Annotated in this window: 13 protein-coding genes and 1 tRNA gene; 8 read left to right on the top strand and 6 right to left on the bottom strand. The window is 39.1% G+C overall.

What is annotated here, in order from left to right; translation table 11 throughout:
* Nucleotides 1-37 precede the first annotated feature (37 nt).
* A complete protein-coding gene (locus I6J02_RS11020) occupies nucleotides 38-919 on the bottom strand; it encodes an energy transducer TonB (RefSeq protein WP_201678059.1) in 882 nt (293 codons plus the stop codon).
* Nucleotides 920-1101: 182 nt separating this feature from the next.
* On the opposite strand from I6J02_RS11020, the gene I6J02_RS11015 reads away from it, so the two are divergent.
* Together I6J02_RS11015 and I6J02_RS11010 are read left to right on the top strand one after the other, a co-directional pair.
* On the top strand, nucleotides 1102-2058 hold the full coding sequence (locus tag I6J02_RS11015; protein ID WP_201678058.1) for an energy transducer TonB: 957 nt from the start codon (nucleotides 1102-1104) through the stop codon (nucleotides 2056-2058).
* A 45-nt stretch (nucleotides 2059-2103) separates the two neighbouring features.
* Nucleotides 2104-2970 carry a hypothetical protein gene (locus I6J02_RS11010; RefSeq protein ID WP_201678057.1) on the top strand — a complete coding sequence of 289 codons (867 nt, stop codon included), beginning with the start codon at nucleotides 2104-2106 and terminating at the stop codon, nucleotides 2968-2970.
* 20 nt (nucleotides 2971-2990) lie between these two features.
* On the opposite strand, the gene tsaD is transcribed toward I6J02_RS11010, so the two are convergent.
* Nucleotides 2991-3992 carry a tRNA (adenosine(37)-N6)-threonylcarbamoyltransferase complex transferase subunit TsaD gene (gene tsaD, locus I6J02_RS11005; RefSeq protein WP_201678056.1) on the bottom strand — a complete coding sequence of 334 codons (1002 nt, stop codon included), beginning with the start codon at nucleotides 3990-3992 and terminating at the stop codon, nucleotides 2991-2993.
* Between the two features lie 111 nt (nucleotides 3993-4103).
* On the opposite strand from tsaD, the gene I6J02_RS11000 reads away from it, so the two are divergent.
* Nucleotides 4104-8438, top strand: a complete 4335-nt coding sequence (locus tag I6J02_RS11000) for a translocation/assembly module TamB domain-containing protein (protein ID WP_236581801.1) — start codon at nucleotides 4104-4106, stop codon at nucleotides 8436-8438.
* Between the two features lie 200 nt (nucleotides 8439-8638).
* On the opposite strand, the gene tig is transcribed toward I6J02_RS11000, so the two are convergent.
* Both tig and I6J02_RS10990 read right to left on the bottom strand, forming a co-directional pair.
* Nucleotides 8639-9964 (bottom strand): trigger factor, encoded by a 1326-nt coding sequence (gene tig, locus I6J02_RS10995; protein ID WP_201678054.1) that lies wholly within the window; start codon nucleotides 9962-9964, stop codon nucleotides 8639-8641.
* Between the two features lie 79 nt (nucleotides 9965-10043).
* Nucleotides 10044-10125 (bottom strand) — tRNA-Leu (locus I6J02_RS10990).
* Between the two features lie 160 nt (nucleotides 10126-10285).
* Between I6J02_RS10990 and I6J02_RS10985 the strand changes: the two genes are divergently transcribed.
* The 5 genes from I6J02_RS10985 (at nucleotide 10286) to I6J02_RS10965 (ending at nucleotide 15525) form a co-directional block, all read left to right on the top strand.
* Nucleotides 10286-10903 carry a hypothetical protein gene (locus tag I6J02_RS10985; protein ID WP_002996640.1) on the top strand — a complete coding sequence of 206 codons (618 nt, stop codon included), beginning with the start codon at nucleotides 10286-10288 and terminating at the stop codon, nucleotides 10901-10903.
* Nucleotides 10903-11205, top strand: a complete 303-nt coding sequence (locus tag I6J02_RS10980) for a winged helix-turn-helix domain-containing protein (protein WP_201678053.1) — start codon at nucleotides 10903-10905, stop codon at nucleotides 11203-11205. The genes I6J02_RS10985 and I6J02_RS10980 overlap by 1 nt, the downstream gene beginning before the upstream one ends.
* A 50-nt stretch (nucleotides 11206-11255) precedes the next feature.
* Nucleotides 11256-11783 (top strand): Coq4 family protein, encoded by a 528-nt coding sequence (locus I6J02_RS10975; protein WP_201678052.1) that lies wholly within the window; start codon nucleotides 11256-11258, stop codon nucleotides 11781-11783.
* A complete protein-coding gene (creD, locus tag I6J02_RS10970; protein WP_201678051.1) occupies nucleotides 11773-13224 on the top strand; it encodes a cell envelope integrity protein CreD in 1452 nt (483 codons plus the stop codon). Before I6J02_RS10975 ends, creD begins: the two co-directional genes overlap by 11 nt.
* Nucleotides 13225-13425: 201 nt before the next feature.
* Nucleotides 13426-15525: a S9 family peptidase gene (locus I6J02_RS10965; RefSeq protein WP_201678050.1), complete on the top strand. Its 2100-nt coding sequence runs from the start codon at nucleotides 13426-13428 to the stop codon at nucleotides 15523-15525.
* Nucleotides 15526-15631: 106 nt separating this feature from the next.
* Here the strand turns inward: I6J02_RS10965 and I6J02_RS10960 are convergent, their stop codons facing one another.
* Nucleotides 15632-16579, bottom strand: coding sequence for an MlaD family protein (locus I6J02_RS10960; protein ID WP_201678049.1), 948 nt, complete (start codon nucleotides 16577-16579; stop codon nucleotides 15632-15634).
* A 69-nt stretch (nucleotides 16580-16648) separates the two neighbouring features.
* Nucleotides 16649-17503, bottom strand: a complete 855-nt coding sequence (locus tag I6J02_RS10955) for an N-acetylmuramoyl-L-alanine amidase (RefSeq protein ID WP_201678048.1) — start codon at nucleotides 17501-17503, stop codon at nucleotides 16649-16651.
* Nucleotides 17504-17585 lie beyond the last annotated feature (82 nt).

Genomic DNA, 17585 nt, shown 5'->3' with positions numbered 1-17585 from the left:
TCCGTATCTGATTTTCTGCTGATTTACCGCTATCTGTTTATTGTTGTATAGTATTCAGGCGGATCGGAAGCGAATAGGCAACCCTTACCGGACGGCCATTCTGTATTCCGGGACTCCACTTTCTGGCCTTTTTCAGTAAGGCGACTGCAGCATCTCCGGTTCCGAAATTCAGATCGCGCCCAACTTTAATATCCGTCAGACTACCATCTTTCTCAATCACAAAGGACACCATCACTACACCATTGACACCTTGTTCAAGTGCTGCAGAAGGATACTGATAATTGTCTCCAACCCATTTCATAAAAGCTTTGATACCTCCTACTGGTTCGGGTTGAATTTCCAGAGCCACCATATCATGTACTTTATCGTCTCCCCCGCTCAGTGTACCTGATCCTTTTCCTGTTATCTCGCCATCTTTTTTCTTATCGCCAAACTCTCCTCTTGCGATAGCCGCACCGCCAGGCATTGCTTTCAATGTAAGACGTGCAGGGGATTTCTTATCGTCTTTAAAATCGTCCTGAGCAGCGACATCTTCTTTTGCTTTTCTGGCATCTACTACAGTCGGTTCCGGAAACCGGATGAGATCTACAGCCGGAGGGTCCTGAGCAATCTGTTTAGGCTGATTTTCTGCCGGAAGCGGATCTTCAATCTTTTCCTCCGGAATCTTTTCAACCAAATCATCAAGCCTCACAGGAGTAACTTCCATCACAGGTGCAACATATTGCTCCCGGGGCATATGATCATAAGCAAATTTGCCCATACTACATAACAACACAACTGTAGACACGATTGCAATTCCATAATTTGTAGCCCTTGGAGACAACTGACGAAGCTCGTAAGCACCATAGGACTGATTCCGACCTTGAAAGATCACTTCCAGCCATTCCTTTTTGTAAATATTTAATTTAGATCCTAACATAACACAACGTTTAAAGTAAAACCATTTTATACGTTGATGCAATACGTTAAATCATTCCATAAAAACTTATCAATCTTTAGAAAAATAATTGCCACATTAAAAAAACGTTAATTCCTACAGCAATCTTTAAATAGATCATTATAATTATTAACTTTAAAAACCATATCAAATACAGAAACTTTATGAAATTATTACTTGCTCTATTTTTCGTGTGTTGTTATTCTGCTGGTAATGCACAACAGAATTTAGTTAATTACTTTAAGAAAAATAACGGACCGGCAAAAAAAGAAAATGCGTATTACTATAGAGTATTGAGTATCCCTGAAAGCAAATTAGATACTATTTTTATAAAAGAGTTCTATGTGAACGGGAATAAACCAAAATTGACTGCTAAAACAAAAAAGATCCAGAACCCGACTACCTATTATGGAAATGTGTATCGCTACTATGAAAACGGAAATCTGGCCTCTAAAGAGTTTTACAGTACAGATGGTATAGCAATAGATTCCGCATTCTATTATTATCCGGAAGGTCAACTCAAAGATGTATGGTATTACAATTCGGTCTATGAAAATGATAAGACAAAAGTAAAAGACTCACTTTACATCAAACACTTTGACACGACAGGCAAGTTAGTGCTAAAAGATGGTAACGGATCTGCAACCTCCTATTGGGATAAAGATACAGAGGCAGGAGAATATGTAAATCATAAGAAAAACGGTCTGTGGAAAGGCACATTCAATGATAAAAAATACCGCTTTGAAGAAGAGTACAATGCCGGTAAACTGGTAAAAGGAACAACTTATGATTCCTTAAATAATGAGACGCTTTATACACAACAGGAAATAGCTCCTGAATATCCCGGTGGTATCAGAAGTCTGATGCAAAAAGTCGCCAACACCTTTAAATATTCCCGTGAAATGATGGATAATAACATTAACGGAACTGTCATCATCTCTTTTGTGGTCAGAAAAGACGGTAAGGTTGACAATATCGAAATTGAGAAAGACTTAGGATATGGATCAGGAGAAGCCGGTGTAAGAGTAGTAGAAAATCTCAGAAAATGGTCACCTGGAATACAAAGAGGAATTCCGGTCAATGTCAGGTACCGACTTCCCATCCGATTAAATATACAATAACAAGAACGAATAAAAATACTATTTTAGCCCTATACATTACATTTTATGCTTAAGAATTCAATAAAATTTAGTTTAATCCTGACTGCTGTATTCCTTACTTTCGGATGTCAGCAAAAACAAAAAACAGCAGACAGCAATACTGCAGACAGTCCTGCAAAAGACAGCATAGTTACAACTACTAATGAAGATGTAATTGCTTTTGGCTTTTTAGATTCCTTAGGCAAGCATATTCTTACACTGGACCAGGATTCTCTGCCCCATCCGGAGCAATATAATCTAGTCCTTAATGAGCAAGGAAAAGAATCTCCGGTTCAATACAAAGGATTTCAGAAGTCAACAGATGGTGATAACGGAAGACAAACTGCCGACAATTTTGATAAAAGTGCAGGTTTTCTTTATCAATTAAAAGAAAACAAATTGACCTCCTCCGCCGTAGCTGTTGTGCTGACAGACAATGCCTTTCTTTCTTCCAGGAAAGTACTGATCCCCCATAACGCAAAAGATGCAAGTGCTATGCCTGCGGCTGTTCAGAAATTAGTAACTGCGAAGCATCGTAAAGTTAAAAATTTCAAAAATATAGCTCAGTTTGATGAAAAAACATTAATCAGTATTGTCGAATTTGAAGTTAAAAATGATTCAGCTCTGGCAGTATTAGTTTACTCTTCACCGGAAAAGACAATCACTCAGGAATATAAAGCTAAATATGACGATATAAGCACCTGGCGTGTAGATGACGGAGGAGAATTCAATATGGATTACACCGATATCCTTTATGCATTCGTACATAATGGTAATATAGAACTCGTCCTATCGGATATGGGAGCAGAGGGCTATAATGTAACCTATCTGAAAGAACAGGCTGGCGTATTTGTTGTTGCCAAAGAATCCTATGGCTATTCCGCCCCTTTCTAAAATGAATAAGGAAATAGCGCCTACAGATGCAAACGCGCTAAAGGCGCTACTTCCTGACCTACAAAATCCTGTTTAAGATATTTGTGATAACCTGCAATAGCTATCATTGCTGCGTTATCTGTACAATATTCAAATTTAGGGATAAACACATTCCACTTGTAGCGTTCACCCATTGCCAACAAAGCGCTACGCAGACCGGAATTAGCAGAAACCCCACCTGCAATTGCTATATCTTTGATACCTGTCTGCTTTGCGGCTTTTTTGACTTTATTCAGCAATATAGAAACAATTCTGGCCTGAACAGAGGCACATACATCCTTAAGATTTTCCTGAAGAAAATCAGGGTTTTCTTTTTCGTGCTTCTGTACAAGATAGAGAATAGCAGTTTTGAGTCCTGAAAAACTAAAATTCAGATCAGCAATCTGAGGTTCAGGAAGTGCAAACGCATCCGGATTTCCTTCCTGTGCATATTTGTCTACCAACGGTCCTCCGGGGTAGGGAAGTTGCAGAATTTTGGCAGTTTTATCAAAAGCCTCTCCTGCGGCATCGTCCAGAGTTTCGCCAAGCAACTCCATTTCAAAGTAATCCTTTACCAACACAATTTGTGTATGACCCCCCGAAACGGTAAGACATAAAAATGGAAAAGAAGGTTTGGGATCTTCAATAAAATGAGCTAAAATATGAGCCTGCATATGATTGATATCAATCAACGGAATATTTCGGGCCAATGCGAAAGACTTTGCGAAAGAAGTACCGACTAAAAGTGACCCTAATAATCCCGGTCCACGTGTAAAAGCTACTGCATCTATCTCATTTTTGTGTATTTTTGCTTCACGTATAGCTTGATCTACCGTAGGAATGATATTTTGCTGGTGCGCACGTGATGCAAGTTCGGGAACTACTCCTCCGTATTTTGCATGAACGGCCTGTCCGGCAATAATATTTGACTTAATTTCACCGTCTATACATATGGATGCTGATGTTTCATCACATGAAGATTCGATACCCAAAATAATGGCCATAGCTAAGGAAGTAACTTTTAAATAGGATACAAAGTTATCAAAAAAATAATTAAAATAACGCTGATCACTCTTGCAGGCATTACTGTCTTGCTCGCCTTATTTGTATTTTCTTTGCAATATAAACCCGTACAAACCTATCTTGCAAAAAAAGCAGCATCCTACCTTAGCAAAGAATTAAACGCCTCTATAACCATCCAAAGCATCTACTTTAAACCGTTCTCTTCTCTCGTACTTGAGGATCTCAAAATTAAGGACAGTATCGGACAGACTATTCTCTACACGGAGCAGTTAGATGCAAATGTGAAACTCACGGAGCTTTGGCAGAATAAGATCACCATTGAAAAGATCTATTCCAAAAATACGTTCATTGATTTCGAAATATACAAGGACAGCACGAACTTTTCTTTTCTCATCAACTACTTTTCTCCGAAGAAAAAGCAAAAAAAGAAACCTTCAAAAAAGATGGACCTGGTGCTCCAAAGTATTATTCTGGAAAACAATCATCTGAAAATCGTCAACAACACAAAAAAACATTACAAATACGGGGTAGATTATGGAAATCTGGATATCACAGCCTTATCCGGTACATTTAATCAGATCAAATTAGATTCAGGTGCTGTGAGTGCCGTTATCCGTAAACTCAGCCTGCAGGAAAAATCAGGACTGCATCTAAAGGAACTATCGGCGAATGCCTTCTACGGAAAAAAGAGAATGGAGTTTACCGATCTCAAACTGGTAACCAACCGATCCAGACTTACCGATTATATAAAATTTGAATACGACAGCCTCGCCGACTTCAGTGATTTCATGGAAAAGGTGCGTGTAAAAGCCCGGTTCCGCAACTCATTTGTATCTTCTAAAGACATTGAATATTTTGCTACGGACATGAAATATGTGCAATTCGATGTCCTCATTCCCCAAGCCAATCTTCATGGAACGGTAGCCGATATCCACGCCAAAAATACGCTGATGCGCATGGGCAGAAACACGGAACTTGCTGGAGATTTTACAGTAAAAGGATTGCCGGAAATCAATAAAACTGTATTTGGGTTTAATTTAACCTCCTTAAAAAGTAATGCTAAGGATCTAGAGAACATTATACCACTTCTGGGCAATATGAAGTCTTTCAAACTACCGAAGATCGTTCATCAGCTTGAGAACATTGCGTATAAAGGACGCTTCGATGGATATTACAACGATTTCAAAGCACACGGATCATTTAGAACAGCATTGGGTGACTTAAAAACAGAAAGCCATATTAACCTCAAAAAAGGTCTTTCCTATGACGGCCATATACAATCTCCAGAATTTGCTGTGCACAGCGTAGTACCCGTTAAAGATCTTGGCAAAACCGGATTTGACCTTACATTTGACGGAAAAGGAACAGACTTCAAAACGTTAGATCTAAGGGTAAAGGGTCATCTGGAACGCATAAAATTCAAGGACTATACCTATAACCGGCTGGATATTGACGGCGATATTGCAGATGAATTTTTACATATATCCGGAAAATTAGATGATCGCAATGCTACCCTGGCTTTCAGCACAGATATAGACTGGAAAAAGGACTCTCCTACTTACTTGCTGAATGCGCAGATAGAAAACACCAACTTATTCGCTATCAATCTTTTCAAAAAAGATACTATAAATATCCACAACACAAGTCTGACTACTAATCTGCAGGGCGACAATCTGAATAATCTGATCGGTAAACTGGAAGCAAAAGACATTCATTTTACCACTTCCAAAGGAACGTTCAATATTGCGTTTCTGGATTTTGATGCAGCCGGCAATCAGGAAGATCGTAATCTGGTTTTACATTCGGATGTATTGGATGTAAATCTTAAAGGTGAAATTGATCTTACGACGATCGGATCTTATTTCAGATCCCTCGCCATGCGCTATGCTCCGGCCATAGGATTTGAGACAAAGCCTTACAATAAGCAGAATTTCGATTTATTTCTGAATGTAAAATCATTCAATCCCATTGCCTCTTTCCTGGATCCGAATCTTACATTAGAGGACGGAGCAACCCTCAATGCAAACTTCTCTTCCGAAGATTATACAGCACAGTTTCAGGCATACAGTCCTGTTGTAAGATATAACGGAATAAAGCTCACCAATCTGATTATTGAAGAAAACGCAAATCAGGAAGCCCTGGCTTTAATGATTACGGCCGACCGTCTGAATCTCTCTGACAGTGCGTATATCAACAACATCAATCTGACTAATATCCTTTCTAAAGACAGTCTGCTCTTTAATGTCAAATTATCACAGCAGTCTTCTCCTAATTATCTGGATCTGAACGGGAATATATTATTTGCACATAATAAGCCTGCATATATAAATTTCTCTCCTTCTACAGTTCAGATCAACAGAGAAGAATGGAATATCAATCAGGATGCCCAGGTAAGGATCTCTAAAGGAAAGGTCTACATGGAAAATCTTAAACTGAGTCAGGGGGAGCAGGAGATCAAAGTGGACGGAGCAATGTCCGATGAGAACGACAAGATCAACTTCGCTTTCAATAATTTCGGATTAGCCTCACTGGACGGTTTCACAAAGCCAATGGGTATTGCCATGCAAGGTAAAGTAAACGGTAATCTGCAGATCAATTCATTATTCAAAAAACCGTATTTTAATGCCGATCTCAAGACTAGCCCCATCGTATACAACGGATTGCCGATCGGCCAGTTGAAACTAATGGCAACCTATAATCCGGAAGGAAGTCTGGTCGATCTGGATGTAGATCTGGCAGACGGAATAAATAAACAGCTTAAACTGGATGGCACCTATAATATCGGGGATGATAAAAATGCGGTTGATATTTCAGGTAAACTCGTCAATACCGATTTAATTATATTTCAACCGTTTTTACGGAATCTGGTTTCCGATTTACATGGTTCTGTATCCGGAGATATCAGTGTAAAAGGCTATATCAATAAGCCGGAAATAAGTGCTGTCACACGTTTTAAAGATGCATCCTTTGTTGTTAATTATCTGAAGACACCTTACAGAGTCTCGGATGATGAAGTACAGGTATCCAAAAATCATATCGTACTCAACAATCTGAAAATATTTGATCCTAACAATCACGAAGCAACAGCCAACGGTTATATTGATCTGAATAAACTTTCCGATCCGCGAATAGATGTAGATGTCAGCACGCAGAATTTTCTTGTCCTCAATACTACGTATAAAGACAACAATCTCTATTATGGTACAGCATATGCCACGGGTACATTTAAATTCAAAGGACTCACCTCCGCTATGAAAATTGATATTCGTGCCAAATCCAATGAGAATACAACATTTACGATACCATTCAATAGTTCGATGACTGTCTCGGAGAGCGACTTTATATATTTTATCAGTCCCGATTCATCAGAAAACCGTAAAAAGAACCATCGCAACAACTTTCAGGGGTTGAGTATGAATATGGACCTGAATATAACCCCCGATGCAGAAGTCAATCTGCAGACAGATCTGGGGTCATTAAAAGGAAGAGGTACAGGCGCTCTAAATCTGAAGATATCCAGTCTGGGTGATTTTGAAATGTTCGGCGATTATGTAGTGAGTTCGGGCAAGTTCAACTTTACAGCACAGGATTTTATCAATAAGATTTTTGATATGAAAGAAGGCGGAACTATCCGTTGGGCCGGGAATCCGAGTGAGGCGATAATCAACCTCAGTGCCGTGTATGAACAAAGAACGTCAGTAGCTCCCCTGTATAATGCGGCAGGCCGTTCATCGACCAGAGATCAACGCGTGCTTGCGCAGGCAGATATGATCCTGAAAGGAAATCTCACCAAACCAGATATAAGTTTTGCATTGACCTTTCCACAGGATCCGTACATCAATGATGAACTTCAGGGATACCTGACAGATGCCAACAATGTCAATCAGCAAGCTATGAGTCTTATTGTAAGGCGCAGCTTTACACCAGGATCGTCCACAGAATTTGGAAAAGAAGTGAACAACACTTTGCTATCAGCAGGAACTGAGATTGCGTTCAATCAGTTGAATACAATTATTTCGCAATCGCTGAACATCAACTTCTTTGATCTTAATATTCGTTCCCTTAATGACGCTTCGGCATCTCTGCGCTTCTTTAATGACAGACTCATCATTACAGGTGGTGTTACAGACAGAAGAAATCTGCAACTCAACGATTTGAATGTATTCTCCAATGAAGTTGCGACAGACGCTGAACTTTCCTATCGTCTGCGTAAAGATGGAAGTCTGATCCTGCGGGCATCTAACCGGCTTAATACACGAAATTTCCTTCTGTTAGGGATGGACAATGATTACATCAGCGCCGCAGGATTGGTCTACAGACAAGAATTCAACAGCTTTTCCGAATTTTTCAAACGCATGATATTCTGGAGACGATTTGAAGAAGAAACCAATCCTAAGAAAAAAGAATCTCAAAAATCCACTAAATAAGGCTCAAAGATCGGAGTATGGCAAGCAGTATTCAATAATATAATCTACTTACAGCGGATAACTTCAAGCCGGGTAAACTTTCTGCAGCACTGCAAAGTGTAAGACTTAAAGTCGAGCCTGTTTAATTCAGCAATACAAGCTCAAAACAAAGCCGGCCTTTCGAGTAGGAAAGGCCGGCTTTAGGATATATTAAAATAAGCTTATGCTAATTTTTCAAATTTATCGTAATCGATTTTCTTTGATTTCAATTTTACAACTGTTTTCAGGTGATCGAATACTTTAAGAGCTTTTGCCTCTTCGAACAGACGGTTAGCCTGCTCTCTGTCCTGCAACATCTGAATAGCATATTGTGACAATTGCTCATCAGCAGGCTCTTCATTGATGTTATACATCTTGATTTGAGCGTAGATACGTTCTTTAGCAAGATTGATAACCTCATCATATTTTACTTCTAAGTTGTTAGCAGTAACGATACGGTTTTCAATAATAGTCCATTTCAGGTTATTGATGAAGTCAGCAAAACCTTCTTCCAGCTCTTGTTCAGTGATGTTAGGATTAGTTGCTTTCAACCATCTTTTCAGGAATTCTTCAGGGAATTTCACATCAACTTTCTCCATACCGAAAGTATAAAGATCGTTACGCAGTTTCTGAGCAGAATTTTGTTTGAACAAGTTCTCAACTTCTTCTGTTACTTTTTCTTTGAAAACTTCCTCTGTAGTTACTTCACCTGCAGGGAATAATTTATCAAAGAATTCCTGATTCAATTCCGATTCTTCAAGACGGTTGATATTTTTAACAGTCAATTCGAATTTAGCAGGTGCAATTGCTTCAGCTTCTTCTTCAGTAATACCCAAAATACGAGCTAAATCAGCTGCCTTGAAAGCTTTTTTCACATCAATCTTTACGGTATCATCTTTTTTAAGACCTGACAAAGATTTTTTGATCTTAGGGTCTTCGATGATATCTGTACGAACGGATGTAGTTTTTTCGATACCCTCTTCACCTTCTTGTTTTAACGTAGCGTACAATACATCTCCTTCTTCTGATACTTCAGGATTTGTCATTTTTCCGTAGCTGCGACGAAGATTCTTGATACGGGATTCTAATGTTTCCGTATCAGCTTTGATATCGTATTCTGTGAATTCAGTTTCTTTAGTGAAAGGAGTTTCAAATTCAGGTGCTAAACCAATTTCATAAGTGAAGTTGAACGAATCTTTGAAATCCCAGTTGTAGTTTACTTCTTCATCAATTGGAAGAGGTTGTCCCAATACTTCCAGTTTGTTTTCTGAAATATACTCTGCAATTTTATCATTCACCACCTTATTGACTTCGTCAAATAAGATTGATTTACCGTATGTTCTTCTGATATGACCAGTAGGAACCATTCCCGGACGGAAACCTGGTAATTTAGCTTTTTTAGCCTGATCTTTTATTGCCTTATCAACCTGTGGGTTGTAATCTTCTGGTGCTAAATCTACTGTGATGTTAGCGTTGATGTCGTCAATCTTCTTGTGAGAAACTTTCATACTTTATTCTAAGCGTTTAATCGCATTATTTTTTTAAAAAAAAATCCTCCCGATGTTTAATTTTCGGGAGGACATCAAGTGCGGAAGAAGGGACTCGAACCCCCACGCCTTGCGGCGCCAGATCCTAAGTCTGGTGCGGCTACCAATTACGCCACTTCCGCGGTTAGGACTTTTATTGTGGCACAAAGATAGAAACCAAAACGATATCCTGCAAGTATTTTCAAACTATTTTTTGAATATTTTTTCAATCTAAAATAAAATCAAAAAAGTTTTTTGCATAATTCATTATTATTCATTTACTTTGAAAAACAAAGTACTTTTATGAAGCAAGAAGATTTAATAAAAGATATTGCGCAAATACGCTCTTTGATGGAAAAATCAACAAAATTTATTTCCATTAGCGGCATTTCGAGCATCCTTATTGGTATATATGCACTTATCGGTGCAGCTTATGCATACTACGAAGTCTATGGATTCGATAGTGTGATGGGCTACAGAGATCATTATGTCAATGAACCTTCTATTATTAGTAAGCTATTAATTACGGCAGTGCTGGTTCTGGCGGCTTCTATTACCACCGGCCTCGTTATGGCCAAACGCAAAGCGAAGATCCATCAGCAATCGATCTGGAATCAGACAAGCAGATCATTATTATTTGCAGTAGCTGTTCCGCTGCTGACAGGAGGTATATTTGCCTTGCTGCTTATAGCAAGAGGTATGATGCTGGCCGTAGCTTCTACCCTGCTGATCTTTTATGGCCTGGCATTAGTAGCAGGAGGAAATTTCACTTTTAAAGAAATCAGGTGGCTGGGAATTTGCGAAATCGGATTAGGATTACTTGCTTTGCTGTTTCCCGGCTACGGAATTGTTTTTTGGGCTTTAGGATTCGGTGTCCTTCATATTATTTATGGAGTCATCGTCCATAAAAAATATGAATAGTGAATATCAATTTAGATTTATACGACAAAATATTAGAAAATAAAGTCCGCTTACAGATCATGAGTGTGCTGGTTGCAAATCTGGAATATGATTTCAGTTCGCTGAAAATGCTGCTGGATGTGACAGACGGCAACTTAGCTTCAAACCTCAAAACTTTGGAAAAAGAAGGATATATAGAGGTGTTCAAGACATTTATCGATCGTAAGCCTAATACACGCTACAGGAAGACGACCAAAGGACAGATGGCCTTTGAGAATCACCTGACTGCTCTTGAAAAGTTAATAAAACAACAGTATAAATAATTTTTTTACCCAACAACTTTGAATTTCAAAGTACTTTTAGAAAAAGAAAAATGAAAATCAGATTGAAATTAATGGTTTGGATGTACGAGTGGACACAACTTGTTTACCGACATGTATTCAAGCGGCACAAACAGCCCTGGGGAATCAGTAAAGAGGCTTTTCTCTCCTATCCGGCAGATTCACTCGGACATCATCTTGGTCTGTTTTATCAACAGAAAGGGTTCGATATTATTCCCAAACTGGAAAACCACGATGTATTCCATCTTATCACTGAAACAGATACAGAGATTCAGGATGAAGTCAGTCTGCAGTTTCTTTTACTTGGCAACGGAAAGATCAGTCTCTATCTCTTATGTTCACTTGTATTAGGTGTAATGGTTTATCCTGAATATGTCCCGGACTATGTACGACATTTTACGAAAGGAAGTAAAATGCAAAAATTCTATCATCTCGACTTTAAACAACTTTTATATATCCCTATAGCGGATATCAGGCAATCTATACATTTCGATGCCTCTTATTATTTAAAACATTATACTTTATTCACCCCTTATCACACACAACATTATGGAAACTAAAGAAGTCTCATTTTTAGAAAAAATCATGCAATCAGTCGCTGTAAAACTGATCATGATATTGGTACTTACGCTGATTATGCTTATACCTATGCATTGGATTAGTGAACTTATTGAAGAAAGAAAGTACCGGGAACAAGAGGTCAATTCGGAAATCGCACTTAAGTGGGGAAAGCAACAGGTCATAGGTACACCTGTACTGGCTATCCCGTACACAAAAATCGCTGATCAGATATCAGAAAAAAAAATACAGAATACTGAAGTAAAGGTTATCGAAAAGGTAAAGCTGACAGAGTGGATCTTTTTACTTCCCAACCATGTCAAGATAGACAGTAAAGTCAGTCCAGAACCGCTCAAACGAGGTATATACAAGGTAGTGGTGTACAACACCAAGCTTAATATTTCGGGAGATTTTGATTCGCTGAACCTTTCTAAATTAAAGATCGACCCGGCAGACGTCAATTGGGATCAGGCCCGTGTGGTATTTGGTGTAGAGGATTTCAAAGGTCTGAAAGCTACACCTCAGTTTACCTGGAAAGATCAGAAATTAGAACTGGAACCTGACTTTAACAATCTGACACTTTTCAGCCAGAGTCTGACAGCTCCGGTTGCTATCGCGAATGAGAAGGACAGCAAGCAGAATTTCAATATTTCCTTTGATCTGAAAGGATCCAAGTCGCTCAACTTTCTTCCATTAGCAGCACAGACTGATATTTCCATTTCAGGAAACTGGTCTAATCCCAGCTTTAACGGCGCATTTCTTCCGGAAGACAGACAAGTCGGAGCGAATAATTTTTCTGCAAAATGGAGTATACCAAGTTTTAGCCGGAAACTTCCGCAGTCATGGACCGGTACTGCTGAAACACTGTACAAATTTTATAGCGATATAGAAGAAACTCAGTACAGTGCTACCACTATGCCTGAACCGACATCGTCCACAACGTATACACAACAGACATTGACCAATGACGATATGGTATCCGTAAACTTTTTACCGGAGGTAAATCAATATCAGAAAACAACCCGGGTAGCCAAATATGGTATACTCGTGATTCTGCTGACATTTACTGCTTTGTTATTTACAGAAATTGTAAAAAAACAACGTATACATATTATCCAGTATATTCTTATAGGAGCGGCTATGGCTCTCTTTTATTCGCTTTTACTTGCGTTAAGTGAGCAGATGGGATTTAATATTGCTTATGTACTTGCAGCGCTTGCCACTGTAGGATTGATTGCTGTATTTATCAAAGGTATCACAAAAGACAACAAGACAGCAGCAATTTTTGCAGGCATACTCAGCACATTCTACGTTTTTATATATGTGCTTATGCAATTACGCGATCTGTCTCTTATTGTCGGTACTATAGGCATGTTTGTCATACTGGCTGTACTGATGCGTTTGTCCACAAAGATCAATTGGTATCAATTTGACAATAAATAAAAGTGCGGTGTTTAATTTAATAGTGATGTGATTTTAGCCATTTCCTCTCTGAGGAAGTGGCTATTACATCTTTTAGCATTACAATGATTTTTCTCAAAATATATCTCACTGCTATTCATATATTGATTAGGCATAAATGATCCGTTTTATTTAAGTTATTAAAGCCTTTTAGTAACTTGCGGTTCATTTATTCTAGTATTTATGAAGAAACATATATTAGCTGTAGCTATGGTTTCGGTTTCGGGTTTTACGCTTGCTCAGTCAGGGCCGGAGTTAAAAACAGACAAATCTTTAATCGATCAACGCATGGCACATCAATCCAACACAACAGCACTTACACCGGAACTTTTATGGAAGTTAGGGCGTGTATCCGCAGAAGGACTGACAGCAGATGGTAAAACACTTATCTACGCAGTCTCACAATACAACTTTGAGCAGAACAGTTCGGAGAGATATCTTTTTTCTGTAGCAGCAACCGGAGGAAAAGCAGTTCCCTTTTCTCAGGAAAAAGGAGGTGAATCAGTAGTACATATTGCGGAAAACGGAGATGTGATCTATCTTTTAAAGGGCCAGCTCTGGAAAAAAAATATCAGCGGAGGTACAGCAACACAGCTGACAAAGGGAGAGCTGGAACTGGAAAATGTTAAATTTTCACCGGACGGCAAATATATTTTATTCAGCCAGGCTGTTTTAATTAAAAAATACCACAGTCCGGATCGTTACCCTGATCTTCCAAAGTCAGATGCCTATGTATTTGACAATCTGGATTACCGTCACTGGGATACTTTCAATAATGGAAAATTCAACCATCCTTTTGTAGCTACATATGATAACGGAGTGATTGGAGAACCTGTAGATCTTTTACAGGATGAACCTTATTACAGCCCTCAGATGCCTTTTGGCGGAGCGGAAGATTTCGCCTGGTCTCCCGATAGTAAAGCAGTTCTCTACGTTTCAAAGAAAAAATTCGGAACAGACTATGCTGTCAGCACCAATACAGATATCTATCGCTATGACCTGTCCAGCAAACAGACAACCAATCTGACAGTAGGGATGAACGGTTATGATACCAATCCAACTTACAGTCCGAATGGACAGATGCTCACCTGGCTCAGCATGAAAACGGAAGGTTATGAAGCAGATAAGAATGACATTGTGCTATTTGACAAATCCAGTTCACAACGACTTAATCTTACTGCACACTGGGACGGAACAGTGAATTCATTTATATGGAGTAAAGATAACCGCAAAATTTATTTTACAGCTCCTGTCAAAGGAACAGTACAATTATTCGAACTTACAGTCCCTGCAAATCTAAAAACAAAAGCATTCCCTCAGATCCAACAAATCAGCGCAGGAGAGTTTGATATAACAGGTATAGTTGGACAGAGTGACAATGCACTGATTGTCACTTCTACTAAACTGACACATGCCCCGGAAGTATACCGTTATGATCTTAGTAAAAAAGACCTGAAGCCAGTCACCACTGTAAATGATGAGTTGTATACGGGTATTTATACGAATAAAGTGACTTCCCGTGTCACCAAGACATCAGATGGTAAAGATTTGTTTTCGTGGGTAGTCTATCCTCCGGATTTTGATCCTGCAAAAAAATACCCGACTATTCTGTATTGTGAAGGAGGTCCTCAATCTGCTTTAACTCAATTTTACTCTTTCCGCTGGAACCTACAACTGATCGCATCTCAGGGTTATATCGTCATTGCTCCGAATCGCCGCGGAATGCCTGGTTGGGGTGAAAAATGGAATGCCGATATTTCCAAAGACTGGGGAGGTCAGCCTATCCGGGATTACCTTGCGGCGATCGATGATATTTCGAAAGAACAATATGTAGACACTGCACGTCGCGGGGCTATTGGCGCAAGCTATGGCGGGTATTCGGTTTATATGCTGGCCGGTGTACACCAAAACCGTTTCAAATCATTTATTGCGCATAATGGTCTGTTTGATATGCGAAGCTGGTACGGCACCACTGAAGAATTATTTTTTGCAAATCACGACCTGGGTGGCCCATACTGGGACAAAGCAAATGATAAGACCTATCATCAGTTCAATCCTATTGAATATGCCAACAACTGGAATACGCCAATCCTGATTTTTCAGGGAGGAAAAGACTACCGTGTACCTGTCGGACAGGGCTTAGCTGCGTTTCAACTGGCACAATTGAAGAAAATAAAAAGCCGTCTGGTATATCTCCCGGACGAAAATCACTGGGTACTCTCCGGTCATAATGCTCAGGTATGGCAACGTGAGTTCTTTGGCTGGCTCAAAGAAACCTTATAAAAAAAGTAAAAGGTCCCGAAATTTCGGGACCTTTTACTTTTTTATACTTCTGTATCAGAAATATTCATCTCATTTTCTTTCCTTCAACGGAAAGACCTCAACAGAATTATTTTGTATCTCTCTTTCCGAAAATCGAAAGTCTGATATACTTTCCAGGATGATTCTTCACATCCTTAATCAGATTATCCAGTTCCTCAGAAGCACTGTTGAGATTATTATATAACTTATCATCATTAAGTAGCAGACTGATCGAACCGTCACCATTATTTATCTTATTTGTTATATCCTGTACATCCTGCATGGCCTTATTCGCTTTATCTACAGTAGACTTGATTTCGATTTTGGCCATCTGATCAGATACATTGTCCAGGTTATTCATGATATGATCCAGTTTCTTACCGTTATTTTTAAAGTTCACGGTGATCGACTCCAGATTGGCCATGATTCTTCCCAGACGCGCCTTTTCAGTGCCTAGTAATCCATTTACTTCACCAGTAATCCCCTCTATATTCTTCATGGTTACAGAGATGCTGTGTACACTTCTCTTCACGTCCTTTTGAAAGTCTTTATCCAGAATAGCATTTACCGCTACCAGCACAGAGTCCATCCGGGCGGCGATATTCTCTACTTTCTTCTGCAAAGGTTCTACCTTTTCCATCAGATTCTGTTGCACATCAGATGTCAGCGGGTCACCGTCATTAGCTAAAGTGGTACTATTTCCCAAATTAAATACAATAATCTTGCTTCCCAACAGGTCTGCACTCATAATCCGGGCAACGGTATTAGAAGGAATTTCGTATTCTTTCTTAATCTTAAATTCTGTTCGGATCTGCCCGTCAGGCATTAGTGTCATTTTAGATACACGCCCTATCTGATAACCATTGACCATTACAGGTTTTGATACAGCCAGACCATCCACATTTCCGTACACCGTATAAAATGTATTTTCACTACTGAAAACATCATTTCCTTTCAAAAAACTATATCCAATAAACAGTAACGCAATGGCAACAATTGTCAATGCCCCTACTTTGGTCTCATTTGCTATTTTCAAAATCGTACTATATTACAAACTAAAAAGAAATTAAAACTACTTCTTACAACAGTCGAAGATACTAATTGTTTAGCGTTCCACACTTCTTTTATAGGTTTTAATTGCATTCAACAGGTTATTAATTATCTCATTCTGACCTGAATCTGACATCATAAACTGTTCTTCATCCGGATTACTTATAAATCCGATCTCTGTCAATACTGCCGGCATACCCGCTCTGGCCAGTACCGCAAGACTCTTTTCCCACACCCCGCGATTTGTACGTCCGGATTTAACATATTCATTTTGCATGTAAGAAGCAAGCTTAATACTTTGATCCCGGAATTGGTTTTTCATTAACGAGAAGACAATGTAACTTTCGGGATCTTTCGGATCAAACCCTTGATAGTTGTCTTTGTAATTGGACTCCAGCAAAAGCGAAGCATTCTCACGAAGAGCAGCATCCTGTTCGCCTAATCTTCCGTAACCGGACACCAGCGTTTCCGTTCCCTTAGCCGAAGAGTTCGTCACAGATGAAGTAACACGCTTACCTTTGCGGTTACGGGTAGTCACTCTGCTTATACCTCCGGAGTTACAATGGATAGAAATAAAAAGATCTGCATGATTATCATTCGCATAATAAATACGCTTATAAAGTTCAACAAACTCGTCGGTCTTACGTGTGTACAGAACTTTTACTCCCGGCAACTCGGATTCAATCAGTTTCCCGAGTTTCAGTGCTACCTGTAAGGCAATATGTTTTTCCAGTGTCTCCCGGCCTCTCGCTCCTGAATCATGCCCTCCATGTCCGGCATCAATGACAATCGTCTTTATTTTGTATGGAGATTTACTTTGAGATTTATTGGTGGATGGCAGAATAAGAAAAATAATAAGTAATGATAGTGCGATTAATTTTGTTCTCCCAAAAATCTTTTTTATGTCCATATGGTATCTTCTTTATTTAACTGAAATTTGACTAGCTATTTGTGATTAAACACAAATTTAACTCATTTAGCATTATTTAACA

Origin of the sequence: Sphingobacterium spiritivorum, assembly GCF_016725325.1 — a bacterium.
Classification (GTDB): Bacteria; Bacteroidota; Bacteroidia; order Sphingobacteriales; family Sphingobacteriaceae; genus Sphingobacterium.
Note: the sequence above shows the minus strand (reverse complement) of the source record. Positions and strands in the feature narration are given on the sequence as shown.

Coding starts and splice junctions, on each gene's coding strand:
- tig (WP_201678054.1), bottom strand. CDS start 9,964: ATGAAAGTTTCTCACAAGAAGATTGACGACATCAACGCTAACATCACA.
- creD (WP_201678051.1), top strand. CDS start 11,773: ATGGAAACTAAAGAAGTCTCATTTTTAGAAAAAATCATGCAATCAGTC.
- I6J02_RS11010 (WP_201678057.1), top strand. CDS start 2,104: ATGCTTAAGAATTCAATAAAATTTAGTTTAATCCTGACTGCTGTATTC.
- I6J02_RS10965 (WP_201678050.1), top strand. CDS start 13,426: ATGAAGAAACATATATTAGCTGTAGCTATGGTTTCGGTTTCGGGTTTT.
- tsaD (WP_201678056.1), bottom strand. CDS start 3,992: ATGGCCATTATTTTGGGTATCGAATCTTCATGTGATGAAACATCAGCA.
- I6J02_RS11020 (WP_201678059.1), bottom strand. CDS start 919: ATGTTAGGATCTAAATTAAATATTTACAAAAAGGAATGGCTGGAAGTG.
- I6J02_RS10985 (WP_002996640.1), top strand. CDS start 10,286: ATGAAGCAAGAAGATTTAATAAAAGATATTGCGCAAATACGCTCTTTG.
- I6J02_RS10975 (WP_201678052.1), top strand. CDS start 11,256: ATGAAAATCAGATTGAAATTAATGGTTTGGATGTACGAGTGGACACAA.
- I6J02_RS11015 (WP_201678058.1), top strand. CDS start 1,102: ATGAAATTATTACTTGCTCTATTTTTCGTGTGTTGTTATTCTGCTGGT.
- I6J02_RS10955 (WP_201678048.1), bottom strand. CDS start 17,503: ATGGACATAAAAAAGATTTTTGGGAGAACAAAATTAATCGCACTATCA.